Below are 22,299 nucleotides of genomic sequence, written 5' to 3' on the forward strand. Positions count from 1 at the left end.
GGCCCCGTGCCAACAGCTGTGCGCACGGGCCCGCGGACGTACCGGGACCCCTTCACGCGCCCCCAACTACCTTGCGCTCCCAGCGAACAGTTCGGGAACCGGGATGGCGTTGTCCCACCTGCGCGTTAGGGTCCATGAATACGAGGGCAGTGCCTTCTGAACGAGACGCGGAGACGGCCCGGGGCCGTCGGAGACGAGCAGGTGGATACGTGACGAATCTGAAGCCTTACGCCGCGGGTGAGCCGTCCATCGGTGGCGGCCTCGGCGACCATGTCTACAACCGGCTGCTCGGCGAGCGCATCGTCTTCCTCGGCCAGCAGGTCGACGACGACATCGCCAACAAGATCACCGCCCAGATGCTCCTCCTGGCCGCCGAGCCGGACAAGGACATCTACCTCTACATCAACAGCCCCGGTGGCTCGGTGACGGCCGGCATGGCCGTCTACGACACCATGCAGTACATCCCGAACGACGTCGTCACCATCGGCATGGGCATGGCGGCCTCCATGGGCCAGTTCCTGCTGACCGGCGGCGCCCCCGGCAAGCGCTTCGCGCTGCCGAACACCGACATCCTGATGCACCAGGGCTCCGCCGGCATCGGCGGCACCGCCTCGGACATCAAGATCCAGGCCGAGTACCTCCTGCGCACCAAGAAGCGCATGGCCGAGATCACCGCGCACCACTCCGGGCAGACCGTCGAGGCGATCATCCGCGACGGCGACCGCGACCGCTGGTTCACCGCGGAGGAGGCCAAGGAATACGGCCTCATCGACGAGATCATCTCCGCCGCCTCGGGCGTTCCGGGCGGTGGCGGCACGGGCGCCTGAGCCCCGCCGGACCGCTCAAGAGCCCCAGCCCACCGAACGCCACCAGGACGGTGAACACCCAGATGCAGAACAACCTCTCCGCGAGCGGCCTCTACACCGGCGCGCCGATGGACAACCGCTACATCGTGCCGCGCTTCGTGGAGCGCACCTCGCAGGGCGTGCGCGAGTACGACCCGTACGCGAAGCTCTTCGAGGAGCGCGTGATCTTCCTCGGCGTGCAGATCGACGACGCCTCCGCCAACGACGTCATGGCGCAGCTCCTGTGCCTGGAGTCGATGGACCCGGACCGCGACATCTCGATCTACATCAACAGCCCCGGCGGCTCCTTCACCGCGCTCACGGCGATCTACGACACGATGCAGTTCGTGAAGCCGGACATCCAGACGGTCTGCATGGGCCAGGCGGCCTCCGCCGCGGCCGTGCTGCTCGCCGCCGGCACCCCCGGCAAGCGGATGGCCCTGCCGAACGCCCGCGTGCTGATCCACCAGCCCTCCGGCGGCACCGGCCGCGAGCAGCTCTCCGACCTGGAGATCGCGGCCAACGAGATCCTGCGGATGCGCGGCCAGCTGGAGGACATGCTGGCCAAGCACTCCTCGACCCCGATCGAGAAGATCCGCGACGACATCGAGCGCGACAAGATCCTGACCGCCGAGGACGCCCTCGCGTACGGTCTGGTCGACCAGATCGTCTCGACCCGCAAGAGCGCGGCCGCCGCGGTCTGACGCCCGACCTTCCCCTGGCACGGTTCGCGTGGCCGAATCGCGACCGTGTGAACCGTGCCAAGGGGGGCCCGAACGGGGGGCCCGGCAAGGTACCGTCGAATATGAGGCACCAGGAGCCGCCGAACCACGCGGCTCCCAGGCGAAGGGGAAGCACCTCGTGGCACGCATCGGTGATGGCGGCGACCTGCTCAAGTGCTCGTTCTGCGGAAAGAGCCAGAAGCAGGTGAAGAAGCTCATCGCGGGACCCGGTGTGTACATCTGCGACGAGTGCATCGACCTCTGCAACGAGATCATCGAGGAAGAACTCGCGGAGACGAGCGAGGTGCGCTGGGAGGAACTCCCCAAGCCCCGCGAGATCTACGAGTTCCTCGAGGGGTACGTCGTCGGGCAGGAGCCCGCGAAGAAGGCACTCTCGGTCGCGGTGTACAACCACTACAAGCGCGTCCAGGCCGGCGAGAACGGCGGCGCGCAGGGCCGTGACGACGCCATCGAACTGGCGAAGTCCAACATTCTGCTGCTCGGTCCCACGGGCTCCGGGAAGACGCTGCTCGCGCAGACCCTGGCCCGCATGCTCAACGTCCCGTTCGCCATCGCCGACGCGACGGCGCTCACGGAGGCCGGCTACGTCGGCGAGGACGTCGAGAACATCCTGCTGAAGCTGATCCAGGCGGCCGACTACGACGTCAAGAAGGCCGAGACCGGGATCATCTACATCGACGAGATCGACAAGGTCGCCCGCAAGAGCGAGAACCCGTCGATCACCCGGGACGTCTCCGGCGAGGGCGTGCAGCAGGCCCTCCTGAAGATCCTGGAGGGCACCACCGCCTCCGTACCGCCGCAGGGCGGCCGGAAGCACCCCCACCAGGAGTTCATCCAGATCGACACGACGAACGTGCTCTTCATCGTGGGCGGCGCCTTCGCCGGCCTGGAGAAGATCATCGAGTCGCGGGCGGGCGCCAAGGGCATCGGCTTCGGGGCGACCATCCGCTCCAAGCGCGAGATCGAGGCGAGCGACCAGTTCCAGGAGGTCATGCCGGAGGACCTGGTGAAGTTCGGGATGATCCCCGAGTTCATCGGCCGTCTCCCCGTCCTCACCTCCGTCCACAACCTGGACCGCGAGGCGCTCCTCCAGATCCTGGTCGAGCCGCGCAACGCGCTGGTGAAGCAGTACCAGCGCCTCTTCGAACTCGACGGCGTGGAGCTGGACTTCGACCGCCCGGCCCTGGAGGCCATCGCCGATCAGGCCATTCTTCGCGGCACCGGCGCGCGCGGTCTGCGCGCCATCATGGAGGAGGTCCTCCAGTCGGTGATGTACGAGGTCCCGTCCCGCAAGGACGTGGCCCGGGTCGTCATCACGGCCGACGTGGTCCGCGACAACGTCAACCCGACGCTGGTCCCGCGGATCGTGAAGAACGACGGCAGGCACGAGAAGTCGGCCTGACGCAGGACGCACGACGACGAGGGGGGTCCCGCCCGAAGGCGGGACCCCCCTCGCGCGTGCGCGGAACCGTCCGGTCAGAGCTTGACGCGGACTTCCTTGCGGAGCTTGGCGGTGGTGGCGGCGGCCTCCTCGGCGGAGCCGCCCGCGCCGGTCATCAGGCCGGCCATGTCCATGGGGATCACCAGTGCCACGGTGCTGTGGTCGGCCCAGACGCACATCGTCATGGTGAACGCGGGCGTGCCCTCGGAGGCGTCGGCCTTCATCTTGGCCTGCTGGCACTTCAGGACCGCGCCGTCGAGTTCCGCCGGCTCGTACGCCTGCGGGCTTCCCTCCATCTGCGGGGCGTCGCCCTTGGACGCGTTCTTCTCGGCCTCGACCTTGGCGGCGGCGAAGACGGTGTCGACGACCTTCTCGGGGTCGTCGATCTCGCCGTAGAGGCCGGTGAAGGAGATCAGCTTGCCCGCGAGCGGGTTGGCCTTGTTCTCCAACTGGTAGGTGGCGCCGACCTCCTTGGCGTTCTTGACGCCGGTCTTCTCGGCCTCCTCCAGGGACTTCTTGTTGGACGAATCGCTCCCGTCCGGGGCCTTGTCGTAGTCGCCGAGCACCCGCTCCGGGGTGATCAGCTTGTGGGGGCCGTCGTCCGCGACCGAGGAACCGCCGCCGCCGATCACGAAGTACGCGCCCACGGCGACCGCCGCGACCACGGCCACCGCGCCGATGATCCAGCCCGCCTTGGACTTCTTGGGGGCCGGCGGGGGCGGCGGGAAGCCGCCGGGGCCCTGGGGGCCGCCGTACGGGGGCTGCTGGCCGTACGGGCCGGGCTGCTGCTGCGGGTAGCCGTACGGGGGCTGCTGCGGCGGAACGCCCTGCGGGGCCTGCTGGGGGTATCCGTAGCCCGGCTGGGCGCCGTACGGCCCCGGCTGCTGCGGCTGCTGGCCGTAGGGGCCCGGCTGGCCGTACGGCCCGGGCTGCTGGGGCGGCTGGCCGCCGTACGGGCCCGGCTGGTTGTAGCTCATGGACAGGTTCCCCTCACAGGATGTTTATGCCTGCCGGACATCCTGGCGGAACCCTCGGACAGCCGGTGCGGCAGGGGCCACACCGTTACCGAACCAAAGCGTTTCAGGACAGGGTCGGGACACCCCTAAACTGGCCCCGTGACCGAGAACACTCAGCAGCAGACAGCGCCCACCACCGAACTGCCGACCCAGTACGCGCCGGCCGAGGTAGAGGGGCCGCTGTACGAGCGCTGGGTGGAGCGCGGGTACTTCGAGGCGGACGCGAAGAGCGAGAAGCCGCCGTACACCATCGTCATCCCGCCGCCGAACGTCACCGGATCGCTCCACCTGGGCCACGCCTTCGAGCACACGCTGATCGACGCCCTCACCCGCCGCAAGCGGATGCAGGGCTTCGAGACGCTGTGGCAGCCGGGCATGGACCACGCCGGCATCGCCACCCAGAACGTCGTCGAGCGCGAGCTCGCCAAGGAGGGCAAGTCCCGCCACGACCTGGGCCGCGAGGCGTTCGTCGAGCGCGTCTGGCAGTGGAAGGCCGAGTCCGGCGGCCAGATCTCCGGCCAGATGAAGCGCCTGGGCGACGGCGTCGCCTGGTCCCGCGAGCGGTTCACCATGGACGAGGGCCTGTCCCAGGCCGTCCAGACCATCTTCAAGAAGCTCTACGACGACGAGCTGATCTACCGCGCCGAGCGCATCATCAACTGGTGTCCGCGCTGCCTGACCGCCATCTCGGACATCGAGGTCGAGTACCAGGACGACGACGGCGAGCTCGTCTCCATCCGGTACGGCGAGGGCGAGGACTCCCTGGTCGTCGCCACCACCCGGGCCGAGACGATGCTCGGTGACACGGCCGTCGCCGTCCACCCCGACGACGAGCGGTACAGGCACCTGGTCGGCAGGCGGATCAAGCTGCCGCTGACCGACCGCACGATCCCGGTCGTCGCCGACACCCACGTCGACCCCGAGTTCGGCACCGGTGCCGTCAAGGTGACCCCGGCGCACGACCCGAACGACTTCGAGATCGGCCAGCGCCACGACCTGCCGAACCTCACCGTCATGGACGAGCGCGCGGTCATCACCGCCCACGGCCCCTTCCAGGGCCTGGACCGCCTGGAGGCCCGTTCCGCCATCGTCGCCGCGCTGCGCGCCGAGGGCCGGATCGTCGCCGAGAAGCGTCCGTACACCCACTCCGTCGGGCACTGCTCGCGCTGCAAGACCACCATCGAGCCGCGCCTGTCGATGCAGTGGTGGGTCAAGGTCGGCCCGCTCGCGAAGGCCGCCGGCGACGCGGTCCGCGACGGCAAGGTCACGATCCACCCGCAGGAGATGGAGAAGCGGTACTTCGACTGGGTCGACAACCTGCACGACTGGTGCATCTCGCGCCAGCTCTGGTGGGGCCACCGCATCCCCGTCTGGTACGGCCCGGACGGCGAGGTCGTCTGCGTCGGACCCGACGAGCAGCCGCCGTCCGGCGAGGGCTGGCACCAGGACACCGACGTCCTGGACACCTGGTTCTCCTCCGGTCTGTGGCCGTTCTCCACCCTGGGCTGGCCCGAGCGGACCGAGTCGCTCGCGAAGTTCTATCCGAACTCCGTCCTGGTCACCGGCTACGACATCCTCTTCTTCTGGGTCGCCCGGATGATGATGTTCGGTCTGTACGCGATGGACGGAACCCCGCCGTTCCACACCATCGCCCTGCACGGCATGGTCCGTGACCAGAACGGCAAGAAGATGTCGAAGTCCTTCGGCAACGTGGTCAACCCGCTGGACTGGATGGACGAGTACGGCTCCGACGCCGTCCGCTTCACCCTGGCCAACGGCGCCAACCCGGGCGTCGACGTCCCGATCGGCGAGGACTGGGTCAAGGCGTCCCGGAACTTCGCCAACAAGATCTGGAACGCGACCCGCTTCGCGCTCATGAACGGCGCGACGATCGAGGGCGAACTGCCCCCGGTCGAGCGGCTGTCCGCCACCGACCGCTGGATCCTGTCCCGCCTCAACGCGACGGTCGCGCAGGTCGACGCGTACTACGAGGACTACCAGTTCGCGAAGCTCAGCGACGCGCTCTACCACTTCGCGTGGGACGAGGTCTTCGACTGGTACGTCGAGCTGTCGAAGACGACGTTCTTCGCGGGCGGCGAGCAGGCCGAGGTCTCCGGCCGGGTCCTGGGCGAGGTCCTGGACGTCATGCTGCGGCTGCTGCACCCGATCGTCCCGTTCGTCACCGAGGCCCTGTGGACCACGCTGACCGGGCGCGAGTCCGTCGTGATCGCCGACTGGCCGAAGGACTCGGGCTTCCGGGACCCGGCCGCCGAAGCGGAGATCGAGAACCTCCAGCAGGTCGTCACCGAGGTCCGCCGCTTCCGCGCCGACCAGGGCCTCCAGCCCGGCCAGAAGGTCCCGGCCCGTCTGGAGCTCGGCGGCACCGCGCTCGCCGCGCACGAGGCCGCGATCCGTCAGCTGCTGCGCCTCCAGCCGGAGGGCGAGGGCTTCTCCGCCACCGCCTCCCTGCCGGTCGCCGGGGCCACCGTCGCGCTCGACCTGTCGGGCACGATCGACGTGGAGGCGGAGCGCAAGCGCCTCACGAAGGACCTCGCGGCGGCCGAGAAGGAGAAGGCCCAGGCGAACGGCAAGCTCGGCAACGAGGCGTTCCTGGCGAAGGCGCCGGACAACGTGGTCGAGAAGATCCGCACCCGGCTCGCCAAGGCGGACGAGGACATCGCCCGCATCCAGGCCCAGCTGGCGAACCTGCCGCAGGCCTGACGGCCCGGCACGGCACCACGGGAAAGGCTCCCGCTCCGGAATCCTCCGGAGCGGGAGCCTTCTTCTTCGTCCGGCCCGTCGCCGGGCCGGATCTGTTGTCGGGCCGGATCTGTTGCCGGTCCGTCTGTCGCCGGGGCGGGCCCGTCGCCGGGTCAGGCCCGGCGGCGCCGGACGGCTCCGGCGACCAGCACCCCGGCGAGGACCAGGACGCCCGCGCCCGTGCCGCCGAGGCCGGCCTTCAGGCCCGGCGGGGTGTACGAGCAGGCGAAGCGGTCGGCGCCCGCTCCGAGCGGGACGCCGAGCAGGCCCCGGTGGGAGACCGGTGCCCGCGACGCGCCGCCGTCGACGGAGCAGGACCAGCCCTGGATGGCGGGCGTCGCCACGACGACGGTTCCGGTGGAGCCCTTCGGCAGCTCCGCCCCGACCGAGTGGCCGCCGACGGACGGGTTCACCGGCGCCGAGGCGCGCAGGGCCCGTACGGCGTCCTGGAACCTCTTCGGGTCCATGCAGCCTACGGCGTCGTGCGGCAGCACCTGGTCCGGCTGCGTCGCACCGATCGCGAACCGCAGCGTCCCGTCCGTCGGGACCGTCCCCAGCGGGTTCACCGGACTCACGACGGCCGGCGGCCGGCCGCTGTTGCCCATGGCCTTGGAGCCGGTGGCCATGGACACGGCGGAGAGGGCGGGCGCGTACAGATAGGCCTCGTCGCCGGGGGCGCACCGCGCGGTGAAACCGGTCCAGGCCTGCCCCTTCCCGTGCCGGGGCAGCCGCCAGCCGCCCGGTTCGCGCGCGGCCTCCGGGCCCTTGGCGTAGTGGATCTCGGGCACGGTGTACACCTGCGCGCCCAGCGCCGCGTGGCGGTTGGCCCAGACCGAGCCGGCCGGCGCGCCGTACGCCCGGTCGCTGCCGGGGGCGCGGAGGCTGACGAGGGGCACACTGGGGACGGAACGGGCGGTGACCCGCGCCCCCTTCGCCTGCTCCAGGAGGGTGCCCACGCCCATCAGGGCGTTGAAGTACGGGTCCCGGGGGGTGCCCAGGTTGCGCCCGCCCATCGCGTAGCCGATGCCCAGTTCGCGCAGGCCGGCGGCGGCCTCCTTGGTGATGTAGCTGCTGTAGTAGCCGCCGCTCTGGACGCCGAGGAGCATGGGGTCGTTGTTGGTGACGTAGAGGGAGGAGGCGACGCCGACGCGGGAGTCCGGCCAGTCGTCGTTCTCGGCGGCCGCCCGGTGCACGTTCCTGGTCAGCAGGTTCGTCGTGGTGGTCGTGTCGCGCGCGTAGCGGGCCGGGTCGTAGGTGGTCTGGGCGCCGTAGACCGCGTACGCGGTGGTCGCGAGGACCGACAGGACGAGCGCCGGGACGACCAGGGCCCGGCCCCTGCGGCCCAGGCCGCGGGCGTGGAGCAGGAGCAGCCCCCCGACGAGCGCGCCGCCGATCACCGTGCCCTTGACGGCGTACGCGGTGACGGGCTCGGCCGAACGGGTGAGGAGCACCAGGCCGGCCAGGAGCGCCCCGCCGCCGAGCAGCGCCCGGGGCTTGGGGGAGTGGGCGAGACAGATCCAGGCGGCCATGGCCAGCAGCCCGGTGAGGACGAAGCTCTCCCGGAAGGGCGCGCCGTGGGGGAGCGTGAAGCCCTGCCACACCTTGGCGGTGGGCGTGACGACGAAGGAGAGGGCCGTCAGGACGAGCAGCGCGAGCCAGGCGGCGCGCTCGCGGCCGCCGACCCTGGACTGGAACGGGAGCGCGAGGACCAGCAGCAGGACGAGGACGCCGGCGAAGATGTTGGGCGCCGGGTACACGGGGATGCTGCCGGGGAGGAGGAGCCCCAGGTAGACGAGGGGCTCGGTGGCGACGTCGACGACGTAGCTCGTGGTCGGCTGCGCCTGCTTGTTGGCCAGGGCGGGGACGATGATCGCGGGGGCGGCGAGCAGGAGTCCGGTGGCGGCCGTGCCGGCGGCCCGGCCGGCGGCACGGGCGCGGGCGCGCCAGGTGGTGTCGCTCAGGAGCAGCCGGAGCAGCAGCACGAGCGTCGCGCCGATGGTGGCCATCGCGGCGCTGTAGAAGTTCGCGAACCAGCACAGGGCGAAGAGGAGGGTGCCCAGCACCCAGCGGCGTTCGTTCAGGCAGTCGTCGACGGCGATGCAGAGCAGGGGGAGCGCGATGAGGCCGGTCATCCACATGGGGATGATGCCACCCTCCGTCATGGTCCAGCCGGAGACGGCGTAGCCGGTGCCGAGCAGGGCCCGCAGCCAGGGGGAGCCGGGGCGCAGGCGGCCGAGGAAGACCGTCATGGCGGCCGCGGCGAGGCCGATGCCGAGGAGGGTGACGAGGAAGACCGGGAAGTCGACGTACTGACGGGGGAACAGTCCGGTGAGCCAGGACAGCGGGTTGCTCAGGTAGGTGAAGAACTCCGCGAGGAACCCGTTGCCGTAGCCGCTCTGCCAGTTGAACAGCAGGTCGCCCTTGGCCGTTCCGTGCTGGAGGTCCCACAGGTGCGCGTGGAACGGCACGTACTGGTGGCGCAGGTCGTTCAGCGCGCGCGGGCTGGGCCCGAAGGGGTACGTGCCGTGGGCGGCCATGCCCAGGCAGAAGGCCGCCATGGACAGGAGCGCGGCGAACAGCGCCGCCGTCTTCTCCCCGAAGCGCGGACGGGTGACGGGCCGTCGGCCGTTCGTCGTGGAGGTTGTGCCCCGTTGCTCCGGGATGCGGGTACCCGGAGCGGTCACTATTGGAGCGGTCATGATGAAGTTGTCCCCGTGGTGGTCGTGTCCGGCCGCTCCCACAGGGGCCGAAACTTAGACGATTATCATATGTGGACGTCTTGTAAGCGATGGTGCCGGACGGGTGAACGGGCGGAGGGGGCCCGAGCGGGCCGGAACCCGGCGGGAGGCGGCGCCGTGCCGCCGTACGCCTCCGCCCCGTCCGGTCCCGTCCCGCGGACGGCGGACCGGAAACCCCGGAAGGGGTGGGTTCGCGGTCCCGCCGGAGCCGCTCCGTAGACTGGCCCCGTGAGTGAGCCCCGCGATCCGTCCGACACGCCCGACGACCCCGACGCCTTCGACGAGATCGTCGACAACGAGACCACCCGCGATCCCGACCTGGCGGTGATCGAGGCCGGCAGCCGCACCCTGCGCGCCCAGGCCGGACCGCCCCAGGGCGACCCCGTGCCGAGCCGCCCCGAGGACCCGGAGCTGGACGCGGCGCTGCGCGAGGTCGAGACCGAGCTGTCCACCCGCTGGGGCGAGACCAAGCTGGAGCCCTCGGTCACCCGGATCGCGGCCCTGATGGACGTCCTCGGCGAGCCGCAGCGCGCGTACCCCACCATCCACATCACCGGCACCAACGGCAAGACGTCGACGGCCCGCATGATCGAGGCCCTGCTCGGCGCCTTCGACCTGCGCACCGGCCGCTACACCTCGCCGCACGTGCAGACCATCACCGAGCGCATCAGCCTCGACGGCGCCCCGATCTCCGCCGAGCGGTTCATCGAGACGTACCGGGACGTCGCGCCGTACGTGGAGCTCGTCGACGCCCGCGAGGAGTACCGGCTCTCCTTCTTCGAGGTCCTCACCGGCATGGCGTACGCGGCCTTCGCCGACGCCCCGGTCGACGTGGCCGTGATCGAGGTCGGGATGGGCGGCACCTGGGACGCCACGAACGTCATCGACGCCTCCGTCGCCGTCGTCACCCCCATCGACCTCGACCACACCGACCGGCTCGGCGACACGCCCGCCGCGATCGCGGGCGAGAAGTCCGGGATCATCAAGCCGGGCGCGACCGTCATCCTGGCCCAGCAGCCGGTCGACGCGGCCCAGGTCCTCCTGAAGAAGGCCGTCGAGGCGGACGCCACCGTGGCCCGTGAGGGCATGGAGTTCGGCGTCGCCTCCCGCGAGGTCGCGGTCGGCGGCCAGCTCCTCACCCTGCGCGGACTCGGCGGCGAGTACGACGAGGTCTTCCTGCCGCTGCACGGCGCCTACCAGGCGCACAACGCGGCCGTGGCGCTCGCGGCCGTCGAGGCCTTCTTCGGCATCGGCGCGCAGCACGCCCGCACCCTCGACGTGGACACGGTCCGCCAGGCGTTCGCCCGGGTGGCCTCGCCCGGCCGCCTGGAGATCGTCCGCTCCTCCCCGACGGTCGTCCTGGACGCCGCGCACAACCCGCACGGCGCGCGGGCGACCGCCGAGGGCATCAGCGAGGCCTTCGGCTTCTCCCGGCTCGTCGGCGTGGTCGCCACCAGCGCCGACAAGGACGCCCGGGGGGTCCTGGAGGCCTTCGAGCCGATCCTCGCGGAGGTCGTGGTCACCACGAACTCCAACCCCCGCTCCACCGACGTGGACGCGCTCGCCGCGCTCGCGGTCGAGGTCTTCGGCGAGGACCGGGTCGTCGTCGAGCCGCGGCTGCCCGATGCCATCGAGGCGGCGATCACCCTCGCGGAGGAAGAGGCCGAGTACGGCGGCGCGGGCGTCCTCGTGACCGGTTCGATCTTCACGGTCGGCGACGCCCGGCTGCTGCTCCGGAGGGGCTGAATCCCATGCGCACGCTCTGTTCCTCGACGCTCATCGGCGAGTTCTTCGTCATCGGCTTCGCCGGGCTCGTCGCCATGAAGGACGACACGCTGACGACGTCCACCGTCTGGTGGGTCTGCGGGATCGGGATGCTCTTCTCGGTCCTGCTGTGCGGGATGGTCACCCGGCCCGGCGGCGTGCAGCTCGGCTGGGCGCTCCAGCTCGGCCTGGTCGCCAGCGGCTTCTTCGTCCCGGTCATGTTCTTCCTCGGGGCGACCTTCGCCGCCCTGTGGTGGGCCTCGGTGCACTACGGGCGGAAGGTCGACGAGGTCAAGGCCCGCTGGGCCGCCCAGGCCGCCCAGGGCCCGGCAGAGCCTGACGCTGCGTAATCGGGGCACGTGCGGGCCCTGTAGCCTCGGAGGCCCGCACACCGCTTTCCCCGAAGGAGTTCCCCCGTGAGCCAGCGCACGCTCGTCCTGCTCAAGCCCGACGCCGTCCGCCGCGGCCTGGTCGGCGAGATCATCGGCCGCATCGAGCGCAAGGCCGGCTGGACGCTCGCGGCCCTGGAGCTGCGCGAGCTGGACCAGGAGACGCTGGAGCAGCACTACGGCGAGCACAAGGGCAAGCCCTTCTACGAGCCGCTGATGGGCTTCATGGCCTCCGGCCCGGTCGTCGCGCTCGTCGTCGAGGGCGAGCGGGTCGTCGAGGGCGTCCGGCAGCTCGCCGGCCCGACCGACCCGATCGCCGCCGCGCCGGGCTCCATCCGGGGCGACTTCGGCACCATCGTCCGTGAGAACCTGATCCACGCCTCGGACTCCGAGGAGTCGGCGCTCCGCGAGCTGAAGCTCTTCTTCCCGGGTCTCGTCTGATCCGTACTCCGTCTGCTCCGGGTCCCGTCTGATCCGGTGTCAGCCGAACGCACCATCCCGATGGGGCGACCGAAGGAATTTCGGTCGCCCCCAGGCATATGAACGACAATCCCGGGAACGGATCGCCGCATCCTGCCGTCACCTGTACAGAGGTGGACCACCGCGCGGCATCCGGGCGGGCAGCACTACGATGGAAAACTCCACGCCGCACCACTCTCAGCCATGGGAAATCAAGGGGAACTCAATGTCGTTCATCGGCCGTGACATGGCTGTCGACCTCGGGACCGCCAACACGCTGGTGTACGTCAGGGGTCGAGGCATCGTTCTGAACGAGCCGTCCGTCGTCGCCATCAACACCAATACCGGCGGCATCCTCGCGGTGGGCGCCGAGGCGAAGAAGATGATCGGCCGGACCCCCGGCAACATCGTCGCCGTGCGCCCGCTCAAGGACGGCGTGATCGCCGACTTCGAGATCACCGAGCGGATGCTCCGCTACTTCATCCTCAAGATCCACAAGCGCCGCTACCTGGCCCGCCCCCGGGTCGTCGTCTGCGTGCCCTCCGGCATCACCGGAGTGGAGCGCCGCGCCGTCATCGAGGCCTCGACCCAGGCCGGCGCCCGCCAGGTGCACATCATCGAGGAGCCCATGGCGGCGGCCATCGGCTCGGGCCTCCCCGTCCACGAGGCCACCGGCAACATGGTCGTCGACATCGGCGGCGGCACCACCGAGGTCGCCGTCATCTCCCTCGGCGGAATCGTCACGGCACAGTCCATCCGGGTCGCCGGCGACGAGCTGGACAACGCGATCATCCAGCACGTCAAGAAGGAGTACTCGCTCCTCCTCGGCGAGCGCACGGCCGAACAGATCAAGATCACCATCGGCTCCGCCTACGACCTGGAGAAGGACGAGCACACCGAGATCCGCGGCCGCGACCTCGTCTCCGGTCTGCCCAAGACCGTGGTCATCTCCGCCGCCGAGGTCCGCAAGGCCATCGAGGAGCCGGTCAACGCGATCGTCGACGCGGTGAAGACCACCCTCGACAAGTGCCCGCCGGAGCTCTCCGGTGACGTCATGGACCGCGGCATCGTTCTCACCGGTGGCGGCGCCCTGCTGCGCGGCCTCGACGAGCGGCTCCGCCACGAGACCGGCATGCCGATCCACATCGCCGAGGACCCGCTGGACTCGGTGGCGCTCGGCTCCGGCAAGTGCGTGGAGGAGTTCGAGGCCCTCCAGCAGGTCCTCGACGCGCAGCCGCGCCGCTAGCACCACGGACCGGGCCGGTGCGGTAGAACTACCGCACCGACCCCCGTCCACCCACTCGCACCACGGCACAACGGAACAGACGAACCACGAGGAAAGGCACGGCCGCCGCACGTGAGGGACACACGAGAGAGCCGGCTGCTCCTGGTACTGCTGATCGCCATCGCGTTCGCGCTGATCACGGTGGACATCCGCGGCGGCCAGGAGTCACCCGTCGACGGTGCCCGGCAGGCCGCGGCGGCGGTCTTCGGACCGGTCGAGAACGGTGTGGCCGCCGCCGTCGACCCCGTCGGCAACGCCATAGGGGCGGTACGGGACTCCGGCGAGCGGCACACCCGGATCTCCGCCCTGGAGAAGGAGAACGCCGAACTCAAGGCGAAGCTCGGCAGCGACGACCGCAACCGCAACCGGCTGAACGAGCTCGACACCCTGCTCAAGACCGCCGGAGCCGGCCAGTACGGCATCAAGGGCGCCCAGGTCGTCGCCATAGGAGCGGCCCAGGGCTTCTCCTGGACCGTCACCATCGACGTCGGCGCCCGCGACGGCATCCAGCGGGACATGACGGTGCTCAACGGCGCCGGACTCGTCGGCCGCGTCACCACCGTCGGCCCCTCCACCTCCACCGTCCTCCTCGCCAACGACCCCGACTTCACCGTCGGCACCCGCATGGAGAAGAGCGACGAACTCGGCTTCGCCACCGGCCAGGGCAACAGCCCGCTCCGCGTCCAGCTCCTCAACGGCAAGGCCAAGGTCAAGCCCGGCGACCGGCTCGTCACCTTCGGCTCGCGCGCCGACAAGCCCTTCGTGCCCGGCGTCCCGGTCGGCGAGATCGTCCGCGTCGACCCGATGGGCGGCGGCCTGACCCGCAACGTCTACGTCCGCCCGTACGTCGGCTTCACCAAGCTCGACATCGTCGGCGTCGTCGTCCAGGCCCCGCGCTCCGACCCGCGCGACGCGGTCCTGCCGCAGAAGCCCAGGCCCGCGCCGACCGTCACCGTCACGGCCACGCCGAAACCGACGGGCAGCGGGCAGCCGGAACGGGAACAGGCACAGAACCAGGATCAGAACCAGGCCGGTCAGAACCGGAACCAGGGGGACACGACACCGTGAAGTTCAACCGGATCCTCCTCTCTGCCGCCCTGATCGCGGTCGCCCTGGTCGTCCAGGTCTCCGTCCTCGCCCGCCTCCAGCTCCCCGGCGCCGTCCCCGACCTCGTCCTCCTCACCGTCGTCGGCCTCGCCCTCGTCTACGGACACGTCAGCGGCGCCCTCATCGGCTTCACCGCGGGACTCCTCGCCGACCTCGCCCCGCCCGCCGACCACGCCGCCGGCCGCTACGCCCTCGTGCTCTGCCTCGTCGGCTACCTCGTCGGCCTGGCCCGCCCGGAGAACGGCCGGCTGACCTCCGCGGCCGGACCCATGGCCGTCGTCGCCGTCGCGGCCGTCGGCTCCACGCTCCTCTACGCGGGCGTCGGCGCCCTCGTCGGCGACACCGCCGCCCGCCACGTGGGCCTGGGCTTCCTGCTGTTCACCGCGGCCCTGTACGACCTGCTCCTCGCGCCCTTCGTGGTGCCGCTCGTCATGGCCCTGGCCCGCCGAGCCGAGAACGACCCGCTCGCCGACTCCGGCGGAGGCGCCGGGACCGACGTCGCCTCCGGCTGGCTCGCCTCCGGCACCGGCCTGAGCATCGGTGCCCAGCGCGGCGGCCTGCGCGTGAAGGCCGCCCGGAACCGGGCCGCACGGGCCGGGCGCATCAAGGGAGTCAAGCGACTGTGACCGAGGGGGCAACGGCAGTATGAGCAACATCCCCGAGACCGGCCGGACCCCCCGGGTCCGGATCCGGCTCGTCGTCATCCAGATCCTCGTCTTCTCCCTGCTCCTCACCCTGGGGGGACGGCTCTGGTACCTCCAGATCCGCAACGGCAAGGAGTACACGGACGAGGCCAGGAACAACCACGTCCAGCAGGTCGTCCAGCCCGCCGTCCGCGGCTCGATCCTGGACGCCCGCGGCGTGCCGCTCGCCGACAACGAGACCCGGCTCGTGGTCTCCGCGTCCCGCACCGAGCTGATGAAGATGAAGGACGACGGCAAGGCCGTCCTCACCCGGCTCGCCGGGGTCCTCGGGATGAAGCCCGAGGACGTCATCAACGCGATCCGGCTCTGCGACTCCAAGACCCCCAAGCCCTGCTGGAACGGTTCCCCGTACCAGCCGATCCCGGTCACGGACGAGGCCACCACGCAGCAGGCGCTGACGATCCGTGAGAGCTCGGAGGACTTCCCCGGCATCACCGCCGAGCCCACCGCCGTCCGCCGCTACCCGGCACCGGGCAAGGCCCGCACCGCGCAGGTGCTCGGCTACCTCTCGCCCGTCACCGACTCCGAGATCGAGAAGGCCAAGGACACCGACTCGCCGTTCCTCCGCTCCGACCAGGTCGGCCGCTCTGGCATCGAGCGCACGTACGACAAGGAGCTGCGGGGCAAGGCGGGCGTGACCCGCTACGAGGTCGACAACCTCGGCCGCGTCATGGGCCAGGCCAAGGCCGACCCGGGGGTGGCCGGCTCCACCCTCGTCACCAGCATCGACGCGCGCGTGCAGGCCGTCGCCGAGTACGAGCTCCACGAGGCGATGAAGGTCGTCCGCAAGGAGACCGACAAGATCACCGGCCGGAAGTACGAGGCCGACGCGGGCGCCGTCGTCGTCATGGAGACCAAGACCGGCCGCGTCGTCGCCATGGCCTCCCAGCCCGACTACGACCCCAACGCCTGGGTCGGAGGCATCTCGGCCCAGGACTACTCCACCCTGACCAGCAAGAAGTCCAACTACCCGCTGCTCAACCGCGCCATCCAGGGCCAGGCCGCCGCCGGCTCCATCTTCAAGGTGATCTCGGCGAGCGCCGCCGTGCGGGCCGGCCACGACTTCAACGACAAGTACAACTGCAGCAGCTCCTACAGCCTCGGCAGCCGCAGCTTCGCCAACTTCGAGTCCCAGGGGCACGGCCCCATCACCCTCGGCGAGGCCCTCAAGTACTCCTGCAACACCGTCTTCTACGCCCTCGGCCACCAGGAGTGGCAGCGCGACGGCGGAATAAAGCCCAAGAAGGACGCGAAGGACTGGTTCTACCGCACCGCCCGCGACTTCGGGCTCGGCGCCGAGACCGGCATCGACCTGCCGAACGAGGTGACGGGCCGCGTCCCCGACCGCCAGTGGAAGCAGAACTTCTGGGCGGCCAACAAGGACGTCTGGTGCAAGCAGGGCAAGAAGGGCGGCACCTACGTCCAGCAGATCGCCTACGAGAGCTGCCTCGAAGGCAACCAGCTGAAGGCGTACGACAGCATCAACTTCGCCATCGGCCAGGGCGACGTCCTCGTCACCCCCATCCAGATGGCCACCATCTACGCCGCCATCTCCAACGGCGGCACCCTCTACGACCCCACCGTCGGCAAGGCCGTGATCAGCCCCGACGGCAAGGAGGTCCGGGAGATCAAGCCCACGTCCCACGGCAGGCTCCCGGTCAACGCCAAGACCGTCAGCGACCTCGACAAGGGCCTGCGCTCCGTCGTCGAGCCCGGCGGCACCGCCGCCTGGCGGTTCGGCGGCTGGCCCCAGGACAAGATCCCGATGCGGGCCAAGACCGGCACCGCCCAGGTGTACGGCAAGCAGACCACCTCCTGGCTGGCCACCTACACCGACGACTTCACCATCGTCATGACGATCTCCCAGGGCGGCACCGGCTCCGGCGCCTCCGGCCCCGCCGTGCGCAACATCTACGACGCCCTCTACGGCCTCGACGACGAGGGCAACCAGGACCTCAAGCGGGCCCTGCTGCCGCAGCCGCAGAAGGCCCTGCCGAAGATCAACCGCTACGGCACCATCGACGCCCCCGCGATCAAGCCGTACGACCCCGCCTCGCAGAAGCCCGTTCCCGCACGGGACGGCGACCCCGCGGGGGAGAACGACGGACAGCCGCCCCTCGCGGGGCCGCCGCCCGGCCGGAGGGACTGACCCGATGACGACCCGCACCAGCTTCTCCGTCTCCCGCTACGCCCCCCAGCGCGGGCCGCTCCTGAAGCTCACCGCCCGCGACTCCGTGCTGCGCCGCCTCGACTGGCCGATGCTGCTCTCGGCGCTCACCCTCTCCCTGCTCGGCGCCCTGCTCGTCTGGTCGGCCACCCGGGGCCGCACCCAGCTCAACCAGGGCGACCCGTACTACTTCCTCTTCCGGCACCTCCTCAACACCGGCATCGGCCTCGCCCTGATGGTCGGCACGATCTGGCTCGGCCACCGCACCCTGCGCGGCGCGGTGCCGGTCCTCTACGGCATCTCGATCCTGCTGATCCTCGCCGTCCTCACCCCGCTCGGCGCCACCATCAACGGCGCCCACGCGTGGATCGTGATCGGCGGCGGCTTCTCCCTCCAGCCCAGCGAGTTCGTCAAGATCACGATCATCCTGATCATGGCGATGCTGCTCGCGGCCAAGGTCGACGCGGGGGACCAGCTCCACCCCGACCACGGGACCGTCGCCAAGGCCCTCGTCCTCGCCGCCCTGCCCATGGGCATCGTCATGCTGATGCCCGACCTCGGCTCGGTCATGGTGATGGCGGTCATCGTCCTCGGCGTGCTGCTCGCCTCCGGGGCGTCCAACCGCTGGGTCCTCGGCCTGATCGGCACGGGCGTCCTCGGCGCGGTGCTCGTCACCGCGCTCGGCATGCTCGACGAGTACCAGATCAACCGCTTCGCGGCCTTCGCCAACCCCGACCTCGACCCGGCGGGCGTCGGCTACAACACCAACCAGGCCCGCATCGCGATCGGATCCGGCGGCCTGTACGGCACGGGCCTCTTCAAGGGGCACCAGACCAGCGGCCAGTTCGTGCCCGAGCAGCAGACCGACTTCATCTTCACCGTCGCGGGGGAGGAGCTGGGCTTCGTCGGCGCCGGCCTCATCCTCGTCCTGCTCGGGATCGTCCTCTGGCGGGCCTGCCGGATCGCCCGCGAGACCACCGAGCTGTACGGCACGGTCGTCGCCGCCGGCATCATCGCCTGGTTCGCCTTCCAGTCCTTCGAGAACATCGGCATGACCCTCGGCATCATGCCGGTCGCGGGCCTGCCGCTGCCGTTCGTCTCGTACGGCGGCTCGTCGATGTTCGCGGTGTGGGTGGCGATCGGACTCCTCCAGTCGATCCGTGTCCAGCGCCCGATGACGGCCTGAGACCGGACCGGTTCGAAACCGGCCTTTCCGCCCGCCCGGCCGAGTAAGCGGGCCCGTCGGCGGTTAGACGAGGGGTATGGCCGAGACGAAGCGCGAGATCGAGCGGAAGTACGAAGCCGCGACGGGAACGGACGTCCCGGACCTCACCCGGGTCCGGGACGTCGCGACCGTCGTCGACGAGGGCGTCGTGGAACTCGACGCCACCTACCACGACACCCCCGACCTGCGCCTGGCCGCCGACTCGATCACCCTGCGCCGCCGCACCGGCGGCTCGGACGCCGGCTGGCACCTGAAGTTCCCCGTCGCCGCCGGCGTCCGCGACGAGATCAGGGCCCCGCTCTCCGACACCCTCCCCGCCGACCTCGCGGCCCTCCTGCGCTCCCGCGTCCGCGGCGGCGAGGTCGTCCCCGTCGTCCGCCTCCGCTCCGCCCGCGACGTCCGCCGGCTCCTCGACGCCGACGGCGACCTCCTCGCCGAACTCTCCGTCGACACCGTCCGCGCCCGGCGCCTGCCCGGAGGGCCCCGGGCCTCCTGGACCGAGATCGAGGTCGAGGCCGCCGACGACGCGGACCCCGGCATCCTCGACGCCGTCGAGAAGCGCCTGCGGAAGGCCGGCGTCCACCCCTCCCACGCCCCCTCCAAACTCGCCAGGGCCCTCGCGGAGACCGCCCCGGGGGACCACGGCCACGACGACCGCCCCGACGCCCCGCAGCCCTGCGCACCCGGCACCGCCGGAGCCGCCGTCCTCGCCTACGCGCGGAAGCAGGCCGAGGCGATCATCGCGCTCGACCCCGCCGTCCGCCGCGACCTGCCCGACGCCGTGCACCAGCTCCGCGTCGCCTGCCGCCGCCTGCGCAGCGCCCTCAAGACGTACCGCTCCGTCCTCGACCGGGACGCCACCGACCCCCTCGGCGACGAACTCAAGTGGCTCGCGGGCGAACTGGGCGTCGCCCGCGACCAGGAGGTGCTCGCCGAACGGCTGCGCGCCCGGCTCGGCGACGTCCCCCGGGCCCTGCGCCGCGGCCCGGTGAAGGCCCGGCTGCGGGTCTGGGACACCGCCCGCACCGAAGACGCCCGCCGCAGGGCCGTCGCCGCCCTCGACTCCGACCGGTACCTCGCCCTCCTCGCCCGGCTCGACGCCCTGCTCGCCGACCCGCCCCTGCGGAAGGCCGCCTCCCGCGACGCCGCGAAGGTCCTCGCCCGCGCCGTCCGCAAGGACCACGCCCGGCTCGCCGCCCGCGTCGACCACGCGCTCTCCCTCGCCCCCGGCCACGACCGCGACCTCGCCCTCCACGAGGCCCGCAAGGCCGCCAAGCGCGCCCGCTACGCCGGCGACGCGGCCCGTCCCACCCTCGGGAAGCCCGCGAAGAAGTTCTCCAAACGTGTGAAGAAGGTGCAGTCCCTGCTCGGCGAGCACCAGGACGGCGTGGTCACCCGCGCCACCCTCCGCGACCTCGCCGCCCAGGCCCACGCGGCCGGCGAGACCGCCTTCACCTGGGGACTCCTGTACGGCAGGGAGGAGGCGGCGGCGGACGCGGCCGAGCGCGGGCTGCCGGAGGTCTGGGCACGGGCCGCCTCCCTCTGAGCCCCGGGATTCCGGGGCGGCTCGGGGCCGCCGGGCACCGGGGTACGCTTGAGAGTCGCCCCCCTGCCCGCTCACGAAGGTTCGAGATGTCTGCTGCCGAGTCTGTCTTCCCGCAGCTCGAAGCCCTGCTCCCGCACGTGCAGAAGCCGATCCAGTACGTCGGCGGAGAGCTGAACTCCACGGTCAAGCCCTGGGACGAGTGCGACGTCCGCTGGGCGCTGATGTACCCGGACGCGTACGAGGTCGGCCTGCCCAACCAGGGCGTCATGATCCTCTACGAGGTACTGAACGAGCGTGAGGGCGTCCTCGCCGAGCGCACCTACAGCGTGTGGCCGGACCTCGAAGAGCTGATGCGCGAGCACCAGGTCCCGCAGTTCACGGTCGACAGCCACCGCCCCGTGGGCGCCTTCGACGTGTTCGGCCTGTCCTTCTCCACGGAGCTGGGCTACACCAACATGCTCACCGCGCTCGACCTCGCGGGCATCCCGCTGGAGGCGAAGGACCGGACCGTCGACCACCCCATCGTGCTCGCCGGAGGCCACGCCGCCTTCAACCCCGAGCCGATCGCGGAGTTCATCGACGCGGCAGTCATCGGCGACGGCGAGCAGGCCGTCCTCGACATGACCGCGATCATCCGCGCCTGGAAGGCGGAGGGCAGGCCGGGCGGCCGCGAAGAGGTCCTCTTCCGCCTCGCGAGGACCGGCAACATCTACGTCCCGCGCTTCTACGACGTCGAGTACCTGCCGGACGGGCGCATCGGCCGCGTCGTGCCCAACCGGTCCGGCGTGCCGTGGCGCGTCTCCAAGCACACCGTCATGGACCTCGACGAGTGGCCCTACCCCAAGCAGCCCCTCGTCCCGCTCGCGGAGACCGTCCACGAGCGCATGTCCGTCGAGATCTTCCGCGGCTGCACCCGCGGCTGCCGCTTCTGCCAGGCCGGCATGATCACGCGCCCCGTGCGGGAGCGAAGCATCACCGGCATCGGCGAGATGGTCGAGAAGGGCCTCAAGGCGACGGGCTTCGAGGAGGTCGGCCTCCTCTCCCTCTCCTCCGCGGACCACACCGAGATCGGCGAGATCGCCAAGGGCCTCGCGGACCGCTACACCGAGGACAAGGTGGGCCTGTCCCTCCCCTCGACCCGCGTGGACGCCTTCAACGTCGACCTGGCCAACGAGCTGACCAGGAACGGACGCCGCTCCGGCCTCACCTTCGCCCCCGAGGGCGGCTCCGAGCGCATGCGCAAGGTCATCAACAAGATGGTCTCGGAGGAGGACCTCATCCGGACCGTCTCCACCGCGTACGGCAACGGCTGGCGCCAGGTGAAGCTGTACTTCATGTGCGGCCTGCCGACGGAGACCGACGAGGACGTCCTCCAGATCGCCGACATGGCGATGAACGTGATCGCCGAGGGCCGCAAGGTCTCCGGCCAGAACGACATCCGCTGCACCGTCTCCATCGGCGGCTTCGTGCCCAAGCCGCACACCCCCTTCCAGTGGGCCCCGCAGCTCTCGGCCGAGGAGACGGACGAGCGCCTGCGCAAGCTCCGCGACAAGATCCGCGGCGACAAGAAGTACGGGCGCTCGATCGGCTTCCGCTACCACGACGGCAAGCCCGGCATCGTCGAGGGCCTCCTCTCGCGCGGCGACCGGCGCCTCGGCTCCGTCATCCGCGCCGTGTACGAGGACGGCGGCCGCTTCGACGGCTGGCGCGAGCACTTCTCGTACGACCGCTGGATGGCCTGCGCCGAGAAGACGCTGCCCGAGTACGGCGTGGACGTCGCCTGGTACACCACCCGCGAGCGCACCTACGAGGAGGTCCTGCCCTGGGACCACCTGGACTCCGGTCTCGACAAGGACTGGCTCTGGGAGGACTGGCAGGACGCCCTCGACGAGACCGAGGTCGAGGACTGCCGCTGGACGCCGTGCTTCGACTGCGGCGTGTGCCCGCAGATGGACACGCACATCCAGATCGGCCCCACCGGCAAGAAGCTGCTGCCGCTGACGGTCGTCAAGTAGGTCACCCGGGCGACGGCCCGGCGGAGGGGGGGTCGCCCCCCCCGGGCCGCCCGGCCAGGTTTGGCATGGAGGGGGAAAACCCCCCGAGACACCCC

General features: G+C 70.9%; 16 protein-coding genes. 14 read left to right on the plus strand and 2 right to left on the minus strand.

Annotated features, from left to right (window positions below; genetic code table 11):
• Positions 1-209: 209 nt before the first annotated feature.
• From ACWGSR_RS28600 to clpX, 3 genes are all read left to right on the plus strand, one after another.
• Positions 210-827, plus strand: a complete 618-nt coding sequence (locus ACWGSR_RS28600) for an ATP-dependent Clp protease proteolytic subunit (protein WP_376244655.1) — start codon at positions 210-212, stop codon at positions 825-827.
• 62 nt (positions 828-889) lie between these two features.
• Entirely contained in the window at positions 890-1,549 is a 660-nt protein-coding gene (locus ACWGSR_RS28605) for an ATP-dependent Clp protease proteolytic subunit (protein WP_366374679.1), read from the plus strand.
• Between the two features lie 157 nt (positions 1,550-1,706).
• Positions 1,707-2,990 (plus strand): ATP-dependent Clp protease ATP-binding subunit ClpX, encoded by a 1,284-nt coding sequence (gene clpX, locus ACWGSR_RS28610; RefSeq protein WP_030210686.1) that lies wholly within the window; start codon positions 1,707-1,709, stop codon positions 2,988-2,990.
• Positions 2,991-3,064: 74 nt separating this feature from the next.
• Here clpX and ACWGSR_RS28615 read toward each other — a convergent pair whose 3' ends face one another.
• A complete protein-coding gene (locus tag ACWGSR_RS28615) occupies positions 3,065-4,006 on the minus strand; it encodes a hypothetical protein (RefSeq protein ID WP_376244652.1) in 942 nt (313 codons plus the stop codon).
• 138 nt (positions 4,007-4,144) lie between these two features.
• On the opposite strand from ACWGSR_RS28615, the gene ACWGSR_RS28620 reads away from it, so the two are divergent.
• The gene (locus ACWGSR_RS28620; RefSeq protein WP_376244649.1) at positions 4,145-6,766 is read left to right on the plus strand and encodes a valine--tRNA ligase; all 2,622 of its coding nucleotides are present in this window, start codon (positions 4,145-4,147) and stop codon (positions 6,764-6,766) included.
• 152 nt (positions 6,767-6,918) lie between these two features.
• On the opposite strand, the gene ACWGSR_RS28625 is transcribed toward ACWGSR_RS28620, so the two are convergent.
• Positions 6,919-9,504, minus strand: coding sequence for a YfhO family protein (locus ACWGSR_RS28625; RefSeq protein WP_453570319.1), 2,586 nt, complete (start codon positions 9,502-9,504; stop codon positions 6,919-6,921).
• Positions 9,505-9,771: 267 nt separating this feature from the next.
• Here ACWGSR_RS28625 and folC point away from each other — a divergent pair, with 267 nt between their 5' ends.
• The 10 genes from folC to ACWGSR_RS28675 all read left to right on the plus strand — a co-directional run bounded on the left by folC (position 9,772) and on the right by ACWGSR_RS28675 (position 22,204).
• Entirely contained in the window at positions 9,772-11,289 is a 1,518-nt protein-coding gene (folC, locus tag ACWGSR_RS28630; RefSeq protein ID WP_453570322.1) for a bifunctional tetrahydrofolate synthase/dihydrofolate synthase, read from the plus strand.
• Between the two features lie 5 nt (positions 11,290-11,294).
• The gene (locus ACWGSR_RS28635) at positions 11,295-11,657 is read left to right on the plus strand and encodes a DUF4233 domain-containing protein (protein ID WP_376244640.1); all 363 of its coding nucleotides are present in this window, start codon (positions 11,295-11,297) and stop codon (positions 11,655-11,657) included.
• Between the two features lie 66 nt (positions 11,658-11,723).
• Positions 11,724-12,137, plus strand: coding sequence for a nucleoside-diphosphate kinase (ndk, locus tag ACWGSR_RS28640; RefSeq protein ID WP_366374668.1), 414 nt, complete (start codon positions 11,724-11,726; stop codon positions 12,135-12,137).
• A gap of 244 nt (positions 12,138-12,381) precedes the next feature.
• Positions 12,382-13,401 carry a rod shape-determining protein gene (locus tag ACWGSR_RS28645; protein ID WP_030211198.1) on the plus strand — a complete coding sequence of 340 codons (1,020 nt, stop codon included), beginning with the start codon at positions 12,382-12,384 and terminating at the stop codon, positions 13,399-13,401.
• Positions 13,402-13,512: 111 nt separating this feature from the next.
• Positions 13,513-14,508: a rod shape-determining protein MreC gene (mreC, locus tag ACWGSR_RS28650; protein WP_453570327.1), complete on the plus strand. Its 996-nt coding sequence runs from the start codon at positions 13,513-13,515 to the stop codon at positions 14,506-14,508.
• Positions 14,505-15,173, plus strand: coding sequence for a rod shape-determining protein MreD (gene mreD / locus ACWGSR_RS28655; RefSeq protein WP_376244632.1), 669 nt, complete (start codon positions 14,505-14,507; stop codon positions 15,171-15,173). Before mreC ends, mreD begins: the two co-directional genes overlap by 4 nt.
• 19 nt (positions 15,174-15,192) lie before the next feature.
• Entirely contained in the window at positions 15,193-17,400 is a 2,208-nt protein-coding gene (gene mrdA, locus ACWGSR_RS28660; RefSeq protein ID WP_376244630.1) for a penicillin-binding protein 2, read from the plus strand.
• Positions 17,401-17,404: 4 nt separating this feature from the next.
• Positions 17,405-18,604, plus strand: coding sequence for a rod shape-determining protein RodA (rodA, locus tag ACWGSR_RS28665; RefSeq protein ID WP_366374660.1), 1,200 nt, complete (start codon positions 17,405-17,407; stop codon positions 18,602-18,604).
• Between the two features lie 76 nt (positions 18,605-18,680).
• Positions 18,681-20,189: a CYTH and CHAD domain-containing protein gene (locus ACWGSR_RS28670; protein WP_453570331.1), complete on the plus strand. Its 1,509-nt coding sequence runs from the start codon at positions 18,681-18,683 to the stop codon at positions 20,187-20,189.
• An 86-nt stretch (positions 20,190-20,275) separates the two neighbouring features.
• On the plus strand, positions 20,276-22,204 hold the full coding sequence (locus ACWGSR_RS28675) for a TIGR03960 family B12-binding radical SAM protein (protein ID WP_376244623.1): 1,929 nt from the start codon (positions 20,276-20,278) through the stop codon (positions 22,202-22,204).
• The last annotated feature ends 95 nt before the right edge of the window (positions 22,205-22,299 follow it).

Source organism: Streptomyces sp. NPDC055632 (genome assembly GCF_053618675.1).